The sequence below is a fragment of the Isoptericola sediminis genome, assembly GCF_013085345.1.
Taxonomy (GTDB): domain Bacteria; phylum Actinomycetota; class Actinomycetes; order Actinomycetales; family Cellulomonadaceae; genus Isoptericola; species Isoptericola sediminis.
Genome location: NZ_JABFAJ010000006.1, coordinates 42186 through 59214, shown reverse-complemented (window position 1 = coordinate 59214; position 17029 = coordinate 42186). Strand labels below are relative to the sequence as shown.

The 17029-nt window shown below is 74.1% G+C and carries 14 protein-coding genes; 5 read left to right on the top strand and 9 right to left on the bottom strand.

The features are described from left to right. The first annotated feature begins 33 nt into the window (after positions 1-33). On the top strand, positions 34-1170 hold the full coding sequence (galE, locus tag HLI28_RS03525) for a UDP-glucose 4-epimerase GalE (RefSeq protein ID WP_171246126.1): 1137 nt from the start codon (positions 34-36) through the stop codon (positions 1168-1170). On the opposite strand, the gene HLI28_RS03520 is transcribed toward galE, so the two are convergent. The 6 genes from HLI28_RS03520 to HLI28_RS03495 all read right to left on the bottom strand — a co-directional run bounded on the left by HLI28_RS03520 (position 1160) and on the right by HLI28_RS03495 (position 8250). After that, positions 1160-2125, bottom strand: coding sequence for a TAXI family TRAP transporter solute-binding subunit (locus tag HLI28_RS03520; RefSeq protein ID WP_171246125.1), 966 nt, complete (start codon positions 2123-2125; stop codon positions 1160-1162). The genes galE and HLI28_RS03520 overlap by 11 nt on opposite strands. After that, on the bottom strand, positions 2122-3483 hold the full coding sequence (locus tag HLI28_RS15405) for an ATP-binding protein (protein ID WP_171246124.1): 1362 nt from the start codon (positions 3481-3483) through the stop codon (positions 2122-2124). The genes HLI28_RS03520 and HLI28_RS15405 overlap by 4 nt, the downstream gene beginning before the upstream one ends. Next, on the bottom strand, positions 3480-4160 hold the full coding sequence (locus tag HLI28_RS03510; protein WP_171246123.1) for a response regulator transcription factor: 681 nt from the start codon (positions 4158-4160) through the stop codon (positions 3480-3482). The genes HLI28_RS15405 and HLI28_RS03510 overlap by 4 nt, the downstream gene beginning before the upstream one ends. A gap of 62 nt (positions 4161-4222) precedes the next feature. After that, positions 4223-5230: an alpha/beta hydrolase gene (locus tag HLI28_RS15885; protein WP_171246122.1), complete on the bottom strand. Its 1008-nt coding sequence runs from the start codon at positions 5228-5230 to the stop codon at positions 4223-4225. Continuing rightward, complete coding sequence (locus HLI28_RS15880; protein WP_171246121.1) at positions 5227-5895, bottom strand: pentapeptide repeat-containing protein; 669 nt, start codon at positions 5893-5895, stop codon at positions 5227-5229. The genes HLI28_RS15885 and HLI28_RS15880 overlap by 4 nt, the downstream gene beginning before the upstream one ends. Positions 5896-5928: 33 nt before the next feature. Continuing rightward, positions 5929-8250 (bottom strand): glycoside hydrolase family 3 N-terminal domain-containing protein, encoded by a 2322-nt coding sequence (locus HLI28_RS03495; RefSeq protein WP_171246120.1) that lies wholly within the window; start codon positions 8248-8250, stop codon positions 5929-5931. Between the two features lie 120 nt (positions 8251-8370). Between HLI28_RS03495 and HLI28_RS03490 the strand changes: the two genes are divergently transcribed. Together HLI28_RS03490 and HLI28_RS03485 are read left to right on the top strand one after the other, a co-directional pair. Next, positions 8371-9210: an HAD family hydrolase gene (locus HLI28_RS03490; protein WP_171246119.1), complete on the top strand. Its 840-nt coding sequence runs from the start codon at positions 8371-8373 to the stop codon at positions 9208-9210. Positions 9211-9227: 17 nt separating this feature from the next. Further along, positions 9228-9893, top strand: coding sequence for an MBL fold metallo-hydrolase (locus tag HLI28_RS03485; RefSeq protein WP_171246118.1), 666 nt, complete (start codon positions 9228-9230; stop codon positions 9891-9893). A 108-nt stretch (positions 9894-10001) separates the two neighbouring features. Here HLI28_RS03485 and HLI28_RS03480 read toward each other — a convergent pair whose 3' ends face one another. Next, positions 10002-12068 carry a bifunctional metallophosphatase/5'-nucleotidase gene (locus HLI28_RS03480; RefSeq protein WP_171246117.1) on the bottom strand — a complete coding sequence of 689 codons (2067 nt, stop codon included), beginning with the start codon at positions 12066-12068 and terminating at the stop codon, positions 10002-10004. A gap of 105 nt (positions 12069-12173) precedes the next feature. Further along, positions 12174-12602 (bottom strand): DUF3817 domain-containing protein, encoded by a 429-nt coding sequence (locus HLI28_RS03475; protein WP_171246116.1) that lies wholly within the window; start codon positions 12600-12602, stop codon positions 12174-12176. 103 nt (positions 12603-12705) lie between these two features. Between HLI28_RS03475 and HLI28_RS03470 the strand changes: the two genes are divergently transcribed. Beyond that, a complete protein-coding gene (locus HLI28_RS03470) occupies positions 12706-13464 on the top strand; it encodes a GH25 family lysozyme (RefSeq protein ID WP_171246115.1) in 759 nt (252 codons plus the stop codon). A 103-nt stretch (positions 13465-13567) separates the two neighbouring features. Here the strand turns inward: HLI28_RS03470 and HLI28_RS03465 are convergent, their stop codons facing one another. After that, complete coding sequence (locus HLI28_RS03465) at positions 13568-15643, bottom strand: thioredoxin domain-containing protein (RefSeq protein WP_171246114.1); 2076 nt, start codon at positions 15641-15643, stop codon at positions 13568-13570. 145 nt (positions 15644-15788) lie between these two features. Here HLI28_RS03465 and HLI28_RS03460 point away from each other — a divergent pair, with 145 nt between their 5' ends. Continuing rightward, entirely contained in the window at positions 15789-16934 is a 1146-nt protein-coding gene (locus HLI28_RS03460) for a YihY/virulence factor BrkB family protein (RefSeq protein ID WP_216077337.1), read from the top strand. Positions 16935-17029: the final 95 nt, after the last annotated feature.

The following is a 17029-nucleotide window of genomic DNA, read 5'->3' as shown; positions in this document are numbered from 1 at the left end:
GCACCACGTCGAGAGGTTCGGGGGTCACGTCAGATGCGGGTCCTGGTCACCGGTGGGGCCGGCTACCTGGGTTCCCACGTCGTGCTGTCGCTGCTCGAGGCGGGACACGACGTGGACGTCGTGGAGAGCTTCGTCGGCGGCAGCCCGGCCGCGCTGGCGCGCGCCGAGGGCGTCGCCGGCCGGCAGGTCACGACGCACGCCGCCGACGTGGCCGACATCGACGCGATGGAGCGGATCTTCGCGACGGCGCGGTTCGACGCCGTCGTGCACCTCGCCGGGCAGCGGTCCGGCCGGCTCGGTGACCGCCGCGTGCTGGACACCTACGAGACGAACCTGTCGAGCCTGTTCACCCTGCTGCGCTGCATGACCTGGTACGAGGTGCACCGCCTCGTGCTGTCGTCCTCGGCCGCCGTCTACGGCCCGTCCGACGACGGCGACGCGCTGGACGAGGAGTCGCCGCTCGCGCCGGTCTCCCCCCTGGGCCGCAGCCTCGCCACGAACGAGCACCTGCTGCGGGACCTCGTCGGCCAGGACCCGACCCTGCGGGTCGCCGTGGTGCGCTGCTTCACCACCGCCGGGGCCCACCCCTCGGGCCGTCTCGGGGAGCACACCGCGCACGCGGCGCCCGGCCTGCTGACCCGGATCGGTCAGGTCGCGGCCGGGCGGCGGCCCGTCGTCGAGGTGCTCGGCGGGGAGCACGCCACCGCGGACGGCACACCCGTGCGCGACGTCGTGCACGTGGTCGACGCCGCGGCGGGCCACGTGGCCGCGCTGGAGGCGCTGGAGTCCGCGCCCGGAGGGTTCACGACCTGGAACCTCGGTTCCGGCCGCGCCACCAGCGTGCTGGAGGTGATCCGGACGTTCGAGCGGGTCACCGGACGCGCGGTGCCGCACCAGGTCGTCGGGGCGGCCCCCTCGACGGCGGCCCGCCTCGTGGCCGACCCCCGGCGCGCCGCGCACGCCCTGGGCTGGCACGCCCGGCGCGGTCTGGAGGAGATCTGCGGCGACCACTGGCGCTGGCAGCTCGCGAACCCGGACGGCTACCCGCCCACCGTGACGCCGGAGACCCCCTGGCGGGGCGGGGTGGGGCACCGGCTGCGGACCGTCCCCCCGCTGCCGGACGCGGCGGCCCCGGCGGCGGGGCGACCCTCGGGGCCGGTCAGTCCTTGACGTCGCGGTAGTACCGCAGCGCCCCGGCGTGCAGGGCGGCGGGCTCGGTGTAGATGACCCGGGTCCGGTCCAGCATCGCCGCGGAGGCGACCTGCTCGGCCAGCTCCGAGCGGGCCGCGAACAGCGTCGCGACCAGCGCGTAGGCGGCCTCCTCGGGCAGCGACGCCGGGACCACCAGGACGTTGGGCACGGCCAACGTCTCGACGTCGGCGTCCAGGCCGTAGATGCCCTCCGGGACCGTGCCGTGGCGGTAGCCCTGACCGAACTGCTCGCGCAGCTCGTCCACGACGCCGTCCAGGGGCACCAGACGGACGGGCGTCTCCTCGGCGAGCTGGACCAGACCGGGCGTGCGCAACCCGCCGGACCAGAAGAAGGCGTCGATCCGCCCGGTGCCCAGCGCGTCCAACGACTCGGTGATCCCCAGCTCGAGGACGCGCAGGTCGGACTCCGGGACCTCCCCGGCCGTGAGCACGCGCCGGGCGATGAGCGACGTCCCCGACCGGGGGGCCCCGACGGAGACCCGCAGGCCGCGCAGGTCGGCCAGCTCGCGCACCGGCGAGTCCGCGGGGACCACGAGGTGCGCGAAGTCGTCGTAGACCCGGCCCAGGGCCCGCAGGTCGACGGGTTCGTCGAACGACCCCGTCCCGTGCACGGCGTCGGTGACGGCGTCGGCGGCGCTGAACGCCACCTGCGCCTCGCCGACGGCGAGCAGCTCCAGGTTCTCCACCGAGCCGCCGGTGGTCAGCACCTCGGTCTCGACGCCGTGCCGGTCCTCCAGCACCTCGGCCAGCGCGCGGCCGTACGCGTGGTAGATGCCCGTCGTGCCGCCCGTGGCGATGGTGATCCGGTCCGGCAGGCGGCCCGCCCCGGAGGTGTCGTCGGTGACGAAGCACCCGGCCAGGACCACGAGGGTCAGCACCGCGGCCGTCAGCGACCTCCCCACCCGTCGGTTCACGGCCGCTCCTCGTCCCACGGACGGACCTGCAGGTGGGCGCGCAGCCCGCCGTCGTCCGGGAGCTCGAGACGGAGCCCCCCGCCGGCCGAGGCCAGCAGCTCGGAGGCGATCGCCAGCCCGAGCCCGGACCCCCGGACGTTGCTGTGGCCGGGGCTGCGCCAGAACCGCTCGGTCAGCCGTTCGAGCTGGTCGGGGGCGACGCCGGGACCGTGGTCGCGGACGACGATCTCGCACCGGCCCTCGGCGTCCGCGACCGTGATCTCGAGCGGTTCGGAGGCCGGGGAGAACTTCAGCGCGTTGTCCACGATGGTGTCGAGCGCGGTGCCCAGGGCCGTCGGGTCGATGGCGGCCCACACCGGACGGTCCGGCGTGGCCAGCCGGACCGTCCGGCCGTCCTCGAGCAGCCGCCACCCCTCGATCCGTCGGGCCGCGAGCTCGACCAGGTCCACCGGCTGGGCCGTCCCGCTGCTCCCGTCCTCGGCGAGCAGCAGCAGGGCGTCGAGGATCTGCGCCATCCGCACCGCCTCGGCACGCACGTGCTCGACGTCCTCGACCTGCTCGCACGGCACGGTCAGGGCGAGCCCCTCGATGCGCAGCATCAGGGCGTTGAGCGGGTTGCGCAGCTCGTGGGAGGCGTTGGCCACGAACTCCTGCTGACGCCGCATGAGGTGCTCGACCCGTTCGGCCATCTCGTTGAACCGCGTGACCACCTCCCGCAGCTCGGGCGGCCCGGTCGACGGCGGGATGCGTTCGTCGAGGCGGCCCGAGCCCATGCGTTCCATGGCGGCGTCCACGACCCGCACGGGCCGCAGCACCCAGCCGGCGGTGCGGTCGGCGATGAGCACGGCCAGCAGGGCCACGGCGACACCGCCCGCGGTGAGCAGCCCCCAGCTCAGCCAGATGCTGCGCTCCAGCGCGCGGGTGTCCGACACCGACACCAGCGCCCCGACGACGTCCTCGCCGTCGAAGACGGGTTCGGCGACGACGATCTCGTCCACGTCCCACGGCCAGAAGCTCGCCGCCATCTCCGACCGCCGCCCGGCCACGGCCGTGTGCCGCTCCGGGTAGTCCTCGACGTCGAGCCCGGCGGAGGCGAGCGTCACCCCGGCCTGGTCGACGACGGCGGACCGCACGCCGTACACCTCGCGGTACCGCTCCAGGTCGACGGCGACGATGGCCGGGTCGTCGGCCAGGATCGCCTGCCGGGCGGTGAGGGAGAGGTAGGAGACGTCCCGCAGCCGGTCGAGGAAGACGTCCTGCTGCTGCGCGCGGGTGACGCTCGCGGCGTACAGCAGGCCGACCAGGAGCAGCACCAGGGCGATCGGCACGTAGACCAGCGCCGTCAGCCGCGCCCTCACGCCGGCCCGGCGACGCGGTAGCCGACCCCGCGGACCGTCTCCACGACGGCGGGGGCCCCGAGCTTGCGGCGCAGCGAGGCGACGTGCACCTCCAGGGTGCGGCCCAGCCCCTTCCAGCTCGACCCCCAGACCTCGCGCAGGATGCGCTCGCGGGCCAGGGCCGTGCCCCGGTGCCGGACGAGCAGGGCCAGCAGGTCGTACTCCTTGCGGGTCAGCGAGACCAGGGAGTCGTCGGTGCGGCGCACCTCCCGGGCGGCGAGGTCGATCTGCATCCCGGCGACGGCGACCCGCGCGGCCTCCTGCCGGCCGTCCCACTCGCGGGCGCGGCCCCGGCGCAGCACCGCGTCGATGCGCGCCAGCACCTCGCGGACGTCGTACGGCTTGGTGACGTAGTCGTCGGCGCCCAGCTCGAGACCGCGGACCCGGGCGTCGAGCTGCGTCCGGGCCGTGACCATGATGATCGGCGTGTCCGCCACCTTGCGGATGCGGCGGCAGACCTCGAAGCCGTCCATGTCCGGCAGGGCGAGGTCGAGGAGCACCAGGTCGGTGCGCGGGTTCAGCTCGGCGAGCGCCGTCGCGCCGTCGGCGGCGCGGATCACCTCGTACCCGTGCTTGCCGAGGACGGAGACCAGCGCTCCGGCGACGTGCTCGTTGTCCTCCACCACCAGCAGCTGCACGGACCTGACCGTAGCCGAGCGTGAGCCGACGCCGCCAGAGCGTCAGCGGGTGACGTCGCGGGTCAGCCCACGCGGTCGACGAACGCCACGGAGGCCGCGGCGATCTGCTCCCGGGCGCCGTCGTGGCTGATCGTCGGCGTCCCGTCGCCGGGCTGGGGACCGTAGTCGCCGAAGAACGCGTGCACGGCGCCGTCGACGACGGTGAACCCGGCGCCGGGCGGGAGGTCCGCGCGCGACGCCTCGATCGACTCCGGGGTGGACAGCCCGTCCCGCGAGCCGGAGACGGACTCGACCGCCGCGGTCAGCGACGTGCTCACGTCGCCGGCCGGGTAGGAGGCGTACAGCAGCAGCCCCGCGGCGGGCGCGACCTCGTCCTCGTCGGCGGCGTCGGCCTGCGTGGAGGCGACGACACCGCCCAGGGAGTGCCCGCCGAGCACCCACCGCTCGGCCTCGGGGTGCGCGTCCCGGGCGTCGTCGAAGGCCCCGGTGGCGAGGAACCCGATCCCCAGCGGCTGCTGGGCGATCACGACGGTGTGCCCGGCCTCGGCCAGGGGGCGCAGCACGGCGGCGTAGGCGCGGGCCTCGACCTTGGCGCCCGGCTGGAAGAACACCGCCGTGCCGTCCGGCTCCCCGGTGGGCGTGAGCACCACCCGGGTGGCGGAGGTGGTGACGGTGACGGCGTCGTCGGACTTCATCGCGTCCAGGGCCGGCTCGACGGCGACGAACGGTCGCAGCCAGGCGACGGCCGCGAGCCAGGCGACCGCGGCGACCGTCGCCAGGACGCGCAGCACGCCCCGCGCGCGGGTGCGCGGAGGCGTCGGACGGCGGGAACGCCACAGCACGACGGCGCTGCCCACCGCGGTCAGGCCGAGCAGCACGGCGTAGGCCGGGTGCCCGTGCACGACGGCGCCCCACGCGGTCGCGCACGCCCAGGCCACGACGCCGAGGCCCGCGACGGCGAGGACGCGGACGAGCCAGACCTGCCAGGGCGTCGCCCGTCCGGCGCCGGGGGCGTCACCGGTGGCGGCGGCGTCGCCGGAGCGGCCGGTCGCCGCGGGCTCCTCGCTCACTCGACGACCGTGATGCCGAGGTTGGCCGCGAGCAGCGGCGCGAGGTGGGCGAGCTGCACGCTCGTGATCGTGGTGCCGCGCAGCGCGTCGGTGCCGACCAGCTCGGTCAGGTCCGCCCCCCGCAGGTCGACGTGCTGCAGCGTCGAGGCCTGCACGTCGAGCCGGCGGACGGCGGTGCCCTCGAACGCGACCCGGGTGGCGCGGACCTGGACGAGGTCCAGCTCGTCGATCTGGCAGTCGGTGAACACGACGTCCTGCAGGGTGGCGCCGCGCAGGTTCACGTACCCGAGCTTGCAGCCGACGAAGCGGACGGACTGCCACGTCGACTCGTACAGCTCGGCCGACCCGATCCGGGCGTCGCGCAGCTCCACGTCGCGCCACCGGCCCCGGATGCCCTGCACGACGGGGACGTCCACCTGCTCCATGACGACCTCGGTGAGCGTGAGGTTGCGCAGGTCGGCCTCGCGGGCCTGCAGCCCGCGCAGCCGCGAGGAGTGCACCTGCGCCCCGCGGAGCTCGAGGCGGTCGGCCTCGACGGCCGTGTGCTCACGCCCCTCGAGATCGGCGCCGGCGACGAGCTCGCCCGCCTCGCCGGGGTCGAGGTCGGTCAGCGCGACCGGGTCGACGACGGGCGGGGCGGGCGGCGTCTGCTGCGGGGAGGGCACGGGCTCAGTGTAGGGAAGGGCCGGCCCCGGCGGTCAGGCCTGTCCGTACCGGGTGAGCAGCTCCTCGAACCGCTCGGGGGTGAGCCCGTCGGAGAAGCCCATCGTGGTGACCTTGATGCCCGGGATCGCGGACAGCATGGCCGCCATGGCAGGGTCGGCCTCGGTGTCGAACATCTGGGCGGCGTCCCCCATGGCGTCGACCAGGGCGGCCCACGCCTCGGGGTGACGGCGCCACTCGTCGATGGTGGAGTACCGGTGCAGCGGGGCCACCGGCTCCGGGGCGACGACGTCGACCGTGGCGGTCAGCGGCAGGTCCCGGGAGGAGGCGCCGACGGCGACCTCGAGGGCACCCGGCTCGACGACCCACGCGTGCGTGGCCGTGTCCCAGTGGGACAGGTCCCGCCGGGTCAGGGTCAGCTCGACGCGGCGGGAGTCGCCGGGCTGCAGCGTCACCGCCTCGAAGCCGCGCAGCTCGCGCGGGGCGCGGGTCACGGCGGAGCCGGGCCGGCCCACGTAGAGCTGCGGCACCGCGACCCCCTCGCGGGGCCCCGTGTTGGTCACGGTGAACCCCACGCGGACGACGACGTCGCCCGGCGCCGTGTCCGCCGTGACGTCGTCGGACTCGACCGTCAGGTCGGTGTGCTCGAACGAGGTGTAGGTCAGGCCGTGCCCGAAGGGGTATGAGACGTCGGCCCCGGTGGCGTCCAGGCCGCGGTAGCCGATGAACAGGCCCTCGCCGTACCGGACGCTGCCGTTCTCGCCGGGGAAGTTGAGCTGGGCGGGCACGTCGGCGAGCGCCACCGGGATCGACTCGGCCAGACGGCCGGAGGGCGCGGCCTCGCCGAGCAGCAGCGCGACGGCGGCGGAGCCGGCGGCCTGGCCGCCGAGCCACGTCTCCAGGATCGCGTCGACGGAGTCCTCCCAGCCGGAGACGGTCACGGCCGACCCGTTGGAGAGCACGACGACGGTGCGCCGGGCGACGGCGGACACCTCGCGGAGGATGGCGAGGTGGCTCGCGGGGAGCTCCATGTGCTCGCGGTCGTATCCCTCGGACTCGTCGACCGCGGGCAGGCCGGCGAACACGACCGCGGTGCGTCCCGCGGCGGCGGTGACGGCCTCGGCGCGCAGCTCGGCGTCGTCGCGGTCCTGGCCCGGCCGCCCGGCCGCCTCGGCCAGGACGTAGCCGGGGTGGAACGGCACGTCGAGACCCCGCTCGGCGAACGCGTCGAGCGCGCTGACCAGGCGGGTGGGGTTCACCTGCGACGAGCCGGCGCCCTGGTAGCGGGGGGTGCGGGCCATCTCGCCGACGACGACGAGGTCGTCGGCGGCCGCCGGGTCGAGGGGCAGGACGTCGCCGTCGTTCTTCAGCAGCACGGCGGTGCGGGTGGCGACCTCGTGGGCCAGGGCGTGGTGGGTGGCGGCGTCGAACGTGCCCGGGTCGGCCGCGGCCTCCAGGGCACGGGCGACCACCGTCAGGACGCGGGTGGCGGCCTGGTCCACGAGCGCCTCGTCGAGCTCGCCGGCACGGACGGCGGCGACGATGCGGGCGTCGTTGATCCCGGCGGAGGACGGCATCTCGAGGTCGAGGCCGGCGGCGACCGCCTCGACGCGGTCGTCCACGGCGCCCCAGTCGGAGACGACGAGACCCTCGAACCCCCACTCGTCCCGCAGCACCTCGGTGAGCAGCCAGGGGTCCTGGGAGGCGTAGACGCCGTTGACCTTGTTGTAGGCGCACATCACCGTCCACGGCTGGGCGCGGGTGACGACCGTCTCGAACGCCGGCAGGTAGATCTCGCGCAGGGTGCGCTCGTCGACCTCGGCGCTGACGCGCATGCGGTCGGTCTCCTGGTTGTTGGCGGCGAAGTGCTTGAGGGAGGTGCCCACGCCCTGGGACTGGATGCCGTCCACGAGGTCGGCGGCGAGCTCGCCGGCGAGGTGCGGGTCCTCGCTGAAGTACTCGAAGTTGCGGCCGCACAGGGGGCTGCGCTTCATGTTGACGCCCGGGCCGAGCAGCACGCCGACGTCGTGCGCGCGGGTCTCGACACCGAGCGCCTCGCCCACCCGGCGGACCACGTCGCGGTCCCAGGTGGAGGCGAGCCCGGCGGCGGTGGGGAAGCACGTCGCCGGGACGGAGTCGTGCAGCCCGACGTGGTCGGCGGCGCCGGCCTGCTTGCGCAGCCCGTGCGGCCCGTCGGTGACCATGACGGCCGGGATCCCGAGCCGGTCGACGGCCTGGGTGTTCCAGAAGTCCTGCCCGGAGCACAGGGAAGCCTTCTCCTCGAGCGTCAGCCCGGCCACGAGCCGGGGGACGTCGGCGACGGCGAGCGGTGTCGTCGCGATGGTGTCGACAGCCATGGTGATCCCTTCGATCTGGTCCTGCCGGGACCGTAGCACGAATTGCTACCATGCGGTCGGTAACGTCTCGCAGGGCGACCTGCCGCCGCCCCCGTCCCGCCGATCGGAGATCCTGGAGCCATGACCCTCCCCCCGGTTCCGCACCTGGACGACGTACGCCTGGTCGTCACGGACATGGACGGCACCCTGCTCGACGCCGACGGTCACGTGCCCGACGGCCTGTGGCCGCTGCTCGCCCGGCTGCACGAGGCCGGCGTCCTCCTCGTCCCGGCGTCCGGGCGGCAGCACGCGACCATCACCGCCGCCTTCCCGGCCGACCGCACCCCCGGGCACGAGGACCTCGTGGTCATCGCCGAGAACGGCACCTACGTGACCCGGGGCGGGACCACGATCGCCACCGACGCCGTCGAACCGGCGTCGGTGGCCGCGATCGTGCACGCCGTCCGCGGCCTGCGCGCCACGCGCGACGGCGGTGCCGTCGTCGCCGGCCTCCGGTCCGCCTACGTCGAGCGCTCCGACGCGGAGTTCCTCGACCGGGTCGGGCCCTACTACACCGACCTCACCGTCGTGGACGACCTGCTGGCCGTCGACGACCAGGTGCTCAAGGTGGCGGTGTACGACCACCTCGACTCCGCCACGGGGCCCTACCCCGCGCTCGAGCACCTGCGCGACGACCTGCAGGTCGTGGTGTCCAGCCCGCACTGGGTCGACGTCATGAACCACGGGGTGAACAAGGGCGTCGCGCTGCGCCGCCTGCAGTCCGCGCTCGGGATCGACGCGGCGCAGACGATGGTGTTCGGGGACTACCTCAACGACCTCGAGATGATGAGTGCCGCCACCTGGTCCTACGCCATGGCCGGCGCTCATCCCGAGGTGCTCGCGCACGCCGCGCACACCGCCCCGAGCAACGCCGACCACGGCGTGGTCCAGGTGCTCCGGGCGATGCTTGACGCCGCCTGAACGCCTAGGGTCGGGGAATGACCGACCGAGCGCTGCGGATCGTCAAGCACCACCACGCCTGCGTCGAGCTCGTCGCCGACGGAGGCCGGATCCTCCTCGACCCGGGCAGCCTCGGCCCGGCGCCGGACCTCGACGGTGTCGACGCGGTGCTCGTCACCCACGAGCACCCCGACCACGCCGACCCCGCGGTGCTGTCCGCCGCCCTGGACCGGGGCATCCCGATGTACGGCCCCGCCTCCGTCCGTGACACGCTCGGCGACGCGTTCGACGACCCGGGCGCGCCGGGGTGGCGCACCCTCTCCCCCGGTGACCGTGTCGACGTGGTCGGCCTCGACGTCGTCGTCGGCGGGGGCCCGCACGCGGAGATGCACCCCGACGTGCCCGGCCCCGAGAACCTCAGCTACCTGGTGGCCGGGACGGTGCTCGTCAGCGGTGACCGGCACACGCCGTGGGACGGGCAGGTGCCGGTGCTGGTCACCCCCGTCGACGCCCCCTGGCTGCGCGCCGTCGACCTGATCCGGTACGTCCGCCAGGTCGCGCCGCGCACCGTGGTCGGCGTGCACGACGGGCTGCTCAACGACACGGGCCTGTCGATCGCCGACCGCGTGCTGGCCTCGCTCGAGCGCGAGGGCGTCACCCGCGCCGTGCGGCCCGCCGTCGGCGAGGAGCTCACCGTCCCCTGACCGCAGCACGACGGGCGCGGCCCCCGGCCCGTCCCCGCCCCGCTCGGGGGTGGGACGGACCGGGGGCCGCGCCCGTCAGTGTGCGTCGGACGGTCAGGCCGTCCGGACTCAGCCGTTGAACGGGGCCGGGACCCACGACGGCGGGCCAGGGAGCCCCGCCGGCTTGCCCGGCGCGGTGACCTCGCCGACGACGACCTCCGTGCCGGTCGACATGCCGACCAGCGTGAGGGTGCCCTCGGTCTTCTTCGGCAGCTCCAGGCTGACCGACGCGGTGCCGGTGACGTCGTAGACGCTGTCGGTGACGGTGTTGTCGACCGGGAACGACCCGACCTTCTCGCCGTCCAGCATCACGACCAGCTCGTCGTCCTTGGTGTCCGCCGCGGTGGACATCGACCACGAGGAGACGTCGAACGCGGTCTGCTTGCCGGCCCGGAGGTCGGCGTTCTCGGTGAACGACACGCCCACGGCCCGCTGGCTCGGGTCGGCCTCGAGCGGGGTGTCCCCGGCGAACTCGGCCATGTAGTCGACGAACGCCGACAGGTCGATCTTGCCGGTGTCGCTGGCGTCGGCGCCCTCGGCGAAGACGCGGAAGTTGTCACCGCCGGCGGCGAGGAAGGAGTTGACCGTCACCGAGTAGGCGGTGGTCGGGTCGATCGCCTCGCCGTGCAGCCACATGCCGGTGATCCGGTCACCCTCGGGACGCGAGTCGTCGTAGGTGTACTCGAAACCGTCGGAGGCGCCGAGACGCAGGAACGGCCGCGAGGGCACGTCGCCCTCGTCGTCGCGCTGCCACTGCTGCTCCAGGGCGGTCTTGATCTGCTCGCCCGTGAGGTCCATGTTCACCAGGGTGTTGGCGAACGGCTGGACGACGGCGGCCTCCTTGTAGGTGATCGTCCGCGGGAAGTCCGCGGCCGGGTCACCGGTCAGGTCGGCCCGCAGGCCGCCCGGGTTCATGAAGGCGATCTCGGCGCTGCCGGACTCCTCCGAGGAGGTGGCCCAGCGCTGCACCTCGGCCACGAGGTTGCCGAGGGTGGACTCGCCACCACGGTTCTCGACGAGGACGTCCTCACCGGTGTCGGCGTCGACCGTCCAGCGCTTGGCGCGGTTGAGCACGTCGGCGACCTCGCCCAGCGGCTCGGCACCCAGCTCGTCGGCGACCTCGACGGCCTCGTCGACGATCGCCTGGACCTCGGGGTCGGCCGGGTAGTTGCCGAACAGGGGCAGCACGTCGGTCCGCAGCCCGGTGACGTCGCCGGAGTCCGGGTCGACGGAGAACTCGAGCTGGTTGAGGTTCACGCCGTACTGACCGGCGGAGACCACGGGACGCTCGGTGACGGCACGGCCGGACCACTCGGCGACCGGGACGCGGCAGTCGTAGGCCAGGTGGGTGTGCCCGGAGACGATCGCGTCGGTGTCGCCGTCGAGACCGGTGACGATCTCGCCGAAGGCACCGTCGGTGATGTCCGCGCAGTCGGTGGAGGTCGCCCCCTCGTGCACGAGCAGGACCACCAGGTCGGCACCCTCGGCCCGCAGCGCGTCCGCCTCGGCGTTCGCGGCGTCGACGATGTCGGTGACCTCGATGTCCTCGATCCCCGCCGGGCTCACGAGGAACGGCAGGTCCTCGGTGACGGCGCCGACGAAGCCGATCTCGACCCCGCCGCGCTCGGTGAGCCAGGAGGCGGGCACGGCGTCGTCGCCGGTCGCGCGCATCTTGAGGTTCGCGGCGACGTACTCCCACTCGGCACCGCCGAACGGGTTCGTCACCGGGTCGTAGTCCGCCATCACACGGTCGACCAGGTCGGAGTACCCGCCGTCCAGCTCGTGGTTGCCCACGGCGGAGACGTCGAGGCCGGCCTCGTTCATGGCCTGGATGGTCGGCCGGTCGTGCTGGATGAACGACTCGAAGGTCGACGCCCCGATGAGGTCACCCGCGGCCGCGAAGACCGTGTTCGGGTTCTCCGTGCGCAGCTGGTCGACCGCGCCGGCCAGCACGGCCGCCCCGGCGTCGCCGCTGTAGGAGTTCGGAAGGATGCGACCGTGGAAGTCGTTGGTGGCGAGGATCTGGACGTCGACCGGGTCGGCGGCCTGCGCGGGCAGTGCGCCGACGGTGGCGACACCCGTGGCTGCCAACCCGAAGGCGGCGAACCCGGCCACTCGCTTGCGAGCAGTGAGCATGGGTGTGATCTCCCTGGAAGGTGTGGGTGACGTCACCCTAGCCACGGAGTCCGACATGTGAACACCCGGGGAGTAACGATCAGGCAAACACCTGATCGACCGGTGTCAGCCGCGCGGGGCGTCTCCCGCCACCGGCTCGGGCTCGGGCTCGGAGCTGGTGGGCGCCGCGGGCTCGGTGCGCGCCGCAGGCTCGGCACGGTCCTGCGGCGCGTGCAGGTGCCCGGTGCGGCGCAGCCATCGCTCGGCGAGCACCGTCGTCAGCGGCGGCACGGCGGCCGCGAGCGCCACGAGGGTGCGCGGGACGCCCCACCGGTACCGCACGGCGACGACCAGGGTGACGAGGCCGTAGGCGACGAACGCCCCGCCGTGCAGGCGGCCGAACAGCCAGACGCCGAGGTCCGTGACACCCGCGACGTGCTCGAGGTACATGCCCACGAGCAGCCCGGCCCAGGTGAACGCCTCGACCCAGGCGACGACGGCGAAGAGGCGGCCGAGGCCGGTCAGCGGCTGCGCGGTGGTGCGGTCGGCGGGCATGCGGGGTCCTTCCGGGAAGCGTTGGGGTCGCCGGGACAACGCCCCGCCTGCAGGCCCGGTTCCGTGGCGTCGGGCACACCGGAGGACCTGCAAGGATCAGCACATGGGTGTGCGTGCGGGGCGACGCAGACGATGGCTGCGGTGGACGACCGGGGTCCTCGCCGGCCTGGTGCTGGCCGCCGGCGTGCTGGCCGTGCTGGTCTGGAACGGGATCGTCTGGCCGAACCGGTTCCTCGTCGGCGACTACGAGGTCCGCGGGGTGGACGTCTCCGCCTACCAGGGGGAGATCGACTGGCCGGTCCTGGCCGCCCAGGACCTCGACTTCGCGTTCATGAAGGCGACGGAGGGCTCCCGCCACGTCGACAAACGGTTCGCCGCCAACTGGGCCGGGGCCCGCGGCACGGACCTGGTGGTCGGCGCCTACCACTTCATGAGCTTCGAGAGCGCGGGCGAGAGCCAGGCGGCGCACGTCGTCGCCCAGGTGCCGGCCGAGCCGGGCACCCTGCCGCCCGTCGTGGACGTCGAGTACTACGGCGACTTCATCGCCGACCCGCCGAGCGGGGACGAGCTGCGCGGGATCCTCGACCCGCTGCTGGCCGACCTGGAGGCCCACTACGGCGCCCCGCCGATCATCTACACCACCCAGGAGATCCGCAGCTCCTACCTGGGCGAGGACTACGACCGCTACCCGTTGTGGATCCGGTCGGTCGCCCTCACCCCCGACCTGCCGCGCACCGACTGGGAGTTCTGGCAGTACTCCGACCGGGACCACCTGCGCGGCTACGACGGCGAGGAGGAGCACATCGACATGAACGTGTTCGACGGCTCGCTCGCCGAGCTGCGGGCGCTCACCCTCGACTGACCCCATAGCCCCCGAGGTCGTACCTTCCGTCTCCCGGTCGTACCCGCCGGGTACGACGACGTGACGGCAGGTACGACCTCGCGATCAAGCGTGATGGCCGTGGTCAGCGGTCGGGCTGCAGCAGGGCGGTGACCTCCTCGGGGGTCGTCACCGGCCGGTCGCAGACGAAGCCCCGGCACACGTAGGCCGCCGGTCCGCCGTCCACGAGCGGGCGGTCCGCCAGCAGCGGCACCCCGGACATGTCCGGCATCCCCGGGACGACGACGGCGCCCGCGGTGTGCGCACGGCGTGCGGCGTGCAGCAGCTCCGCCGCCCGACCCGAGTCCCCGTCGTCGTCCACGTGGTGCGCCCCGACGCCGACGCGGGAGGCGTCGAGCAGCACCCCGCCGTCCCCGCCGGCCCGCGCCCCGACGACGGCGACCTGCCGCGGCCCGTCCGCGAGCGCCTCGGCGGCGGCGAGCACCCCGCCGGCGAACCGGGGCGCCCGCCGGGCGAGGGTGCCGGAGGCCTGCACGGTGGACTCGGCGAGCTCGCGGTAGCGCGTCGAGCCGGTCAGCGCGGCGGCGGTGAACAGCGCCTCGGCCATGGCCGACTGCCCCGACGGCTCGGCGCCGTCGCTGGGGTCGCGGGGCCGCACGACCAGACGCTCGGCGTCGGAGCCGACGTCGTAGAACCCGCCGTCCTCGCCCGCGCCGAACAGCTCGATCGCGCGGTCCAGGAGGTCGACGGCGGACTCGAGCCACTGCGCCTCGCCGGTGGCCTGGTGCAGGCACAGCAGCCCGCGCACCAGGTCGCCGTGGTCCGCGGCGACGGCGAGCGCGTCCCCGACGACCCCGCCGCGGGAGGCCCGGTAGAGCCGCCCCTCGACGACGTGCTCGCTGAGCAGGTACGTCGCGCACTGGCGGGCGGCGGCGACCCAGAGCGGCTGGTCCATCATGGCGCCGGCGTCGGCGAGCGTGGCGATCGCGATGCCGTTCCAGGCGGTGACGACCTTGTCGTCCCGGTGCGGCTGCGGGCGCTCCAGGCGGGCGACGCGCAGCCGGGCCCGGACGTCGGCCCACCAGTCGGGGTCGGGGTCGCCCGGCATCTGCAGCGTGGAGGCGCCGTGCTCGAAGGTCCCCTGCTCGGTGACGCCGAGGACCTGCGCGGCGCGGGCGCCGTCGTCGTCCCCGAGCACCTCGCGCAGCTGGGCGGGCGTCCAGACGTAGGTGAGGCCCTCGACGCCGTGCCCGTCGACGACGGTGTCGGCGTCCAGGGAGGAGGCGAATCCCCGGGACGCCGTGGACAGGTCCCGCAGGATGAACGAGGCGGTCTCGTGGGCGACGCGTTCGGCGAGCTCGGATCCGGTGGCACGCCACAGCCGGGCGTACACGCCGAGGAGCTGGGCGTTGTCGGCCAGCATCTTCTCGAAGTGCGGCACGACCCAGGCCGCGTCGACGGCGTAGCGGGCGAACCCGCCGCCGAGCTGGTCGTAGATGCCGCCGCGGGCCATCGCCTCGGCCGTGCGCTCGACCATGGCCAGCGCCTCGGGGTTCCCGGTGCGGGCGTGGTGACGCAGCAGGTGGTCGAGCGTCATCGACGGCGGGAACTTCGGCGCGCCGCCGAACCCGCCGTGCGTGGTGTCCGCCTCGGCGCTCAAGGTCTCGACGGCGGCGGCGAGCTCGGCGTCGTCCAGCGGGGCGGCGGGCATCCCCGACGTGGTCCGCGCGATCGCCTCGGTGACGGCGCCGGCACGTTCGGCGACGGCGTCGCGGGCGTCGGCCCAGGCGTCCCGCACGGCACCGAGCACCTCGAGGAACGGGTCGCGGGGGAAGTAGGTGCCGCAGTGGAACGCCTCGCCGTCGGGGGTGAGGAACGCCGTCATCGGCCAGCCGCCCTGGCCGGTCATGGCGGTGGTGGCGGCCATGTAGACGGCGTCGACGTCGGGGCGCTCCTCACGGTCGACCTTGATCGGCACGAAGCCCGCGTTGATCACCGCGGCGACCTCGTCGTCCTCGAAGGACTCGTGCGCCATGACGTGGCACCAGTGGCAGGCGGCGTAGCCGACCGAGAGCAGGACGGGCACGTCACGCCGGCGGGCCTCGGCGAAGGCGGCGTCGCTCCACGGCCACCAGTCGACCGGGTTGTCGGCGTGCTGCCTCAGGTAGGGGGACGTGGCGGAGCGGAGACGTTCGGCCATGCCCCCACGCTACGCGTCGCGCTGCCCGGCGCGTCGAGGACCGCGGATCCGCGACGCCTCTCCGATTGCCGGAACCCCGCGCCGGGCACACGCTTGCCTGGCGATACCGACCGAGACACGCCCGGCCCGGCAGCGAGGAGAGACCATGGCGAGCGACCCGACGAGCCGACCGCACGAGGACCACCCCGCCAAGCCGGACTCCCCCACGGACCTCACGAAGCCGTCGTGGGCGTACGTCGCCACGAAGAGTGGCCGGGAGTTCGTCCAGGACCAGGCCCCGGACCTCGCCGCCGCGCTGACGTACTACGCCGTGCTCTCGATCTTCCCCGCGCTCATCGCGCTCGTGTCGATCCTGGGCCTCGTCGGTCAGGCGGAGTCCACCACGGACCGGCTCCTCGGCATCATGGAGTCCTTCGTCCCGCAGGACGCCCTCGAACAGCTCCGGCCGTTCGTGGAGAGCCTCACCTCGAACCAGGGCGCCGGCCTCGGACTCGTCCTCGGTCTCGCCGTCGCGCTGTGGACGGCGTCGAACTACGTCAACGCCTTCTCCCGGGCGACCAACCGGATCTACGGGGTGGAGGAGGGCCGGCCGTTCTGGAAGCTGCGCCCGCTGATGTACCTCCTCACCCTGGTCCTGCTCGTGCTCGTCGCCGTCGTCGCTCTCCTCCTGGTCGTCAGCGGCCCGGTCGCCGAGGGCATCGGCGAGGTCGTCGGCCTCGGCTCGACCGCCCTGACGGTGTGGAGCATCGCGAAGTGGCCCATGCTGCTCCTCGCGTTCGTCGTCATCGTCGCGCTGCTGTACCACTTCACCCCCAACGTGAGGCAGCCGAAGTTCCGCTGGATCAGCGTGGGTGCCTTCATCGCGATCGTCATCGCGGTCCTCGCGTCCGTCGGCTTCGGGCTCTACCTCTCCTGGGCAGGGGGCGGTGAGAGCTACCAGGCCACCTACGGCGCGCTGGCCGGCGTCATCATCTTCCTGCTGCTGCTGTGGATCATGAACCTGGCGCTGCTCTTCGGCGCCGAGGTCGACGCCGAGCTCGAGCGGAGCCGTCAGCTCCAGGCGGGCATCCCGGCCGAGAAGGAGATCCGGCTGCCGCTGCGCGACGACGCCGCCATCACGAAGAAGGCGGCGAAGGAGGAGAAGAGCCTCGCCCGGGCCCGCGCCATCCGCGAGTCGTCGGGACGCACGTCCGACCCGGACGGCGCGCCCGGCCCGGACCCCGCGTCCGGCCACGGGCACGACGACCACCACGACGACGACCGCACCGCGTCACGCAGCGACCGCCGCTGAGGACGCCGCCGCGCCGACCCGGCGCGGGGTGAGCGGCTCGGTGCGATCAGCCGCGGTCGCAGCGGATCCGCGGATCCGCTGCGACCGCGGCGGTG

Bases quoted from the DNA above. Each gene is read 5' to 3' on its own strand.
- galE (WP_171246126.1), top strand. From the start codon at position 34: ATGCGGGTCCTGGTCACCGGTGGGGCCGGCTACCTGGGTTCCCACGTC.
- HLI28_RS03495 (WP_171246120.1), bottom strand. From the start codon at position 8,250: ATGGCTGTCGACACCATCGCGACGACACCGCTCGCCGTCGCCGACGTC.
- HLI28_RS03490 (WP_171246119.1), top strand. From the start codon at position 8,371: ATGACCCTCCCCCCGGTTCCGCACCTGGACGACGTACGCCTGGTCGTC.
- HLI28_RS03485 (WP_171246118.1), top strand. From the start codon at position 9,228: ATGACCGACCGAGCGCTGCGGATCGTCAAGCACCACCACGCCTGCGTC.
- HLI28_RS03480 (WP_171246117.1), bottom strand. From the start codon at position 12,068: ATGCTCACTGCTCGCAAGCGAGTGGCCGGGTTCGCCGCCTTCGGGTTG.
- HLI28_RS03475 (WP_171246116.1), bottom strand. From the start codon at position 12,602: ATGCCCGCCGACCGCACCACCGCGCAGCCGCTGACCGGCCTCGGCCGC.
- HLI28_RS03470 (WP_171246115.1), top strand. From the start codon at position 12,706: ATGGGTGTGCGTGCGGGGCGACGCAGACGATGGCTGCGGTGGACGACC.
- HLI28_RS03465 (WP_171246114.1), bottom strand. From the start codon at position 15,643: ATGGCCGAACGTCTCCGCTCCGCCACGTCCCCCTACCTGAGGCAGCAC.
- HLI28_RS03460 (WP_216077337.1), top strand. From the start codon at position 15,789: ATGGCGAGCGACCCGACGAGCCGACCGCACGAGGACCACCCCGCCAAG.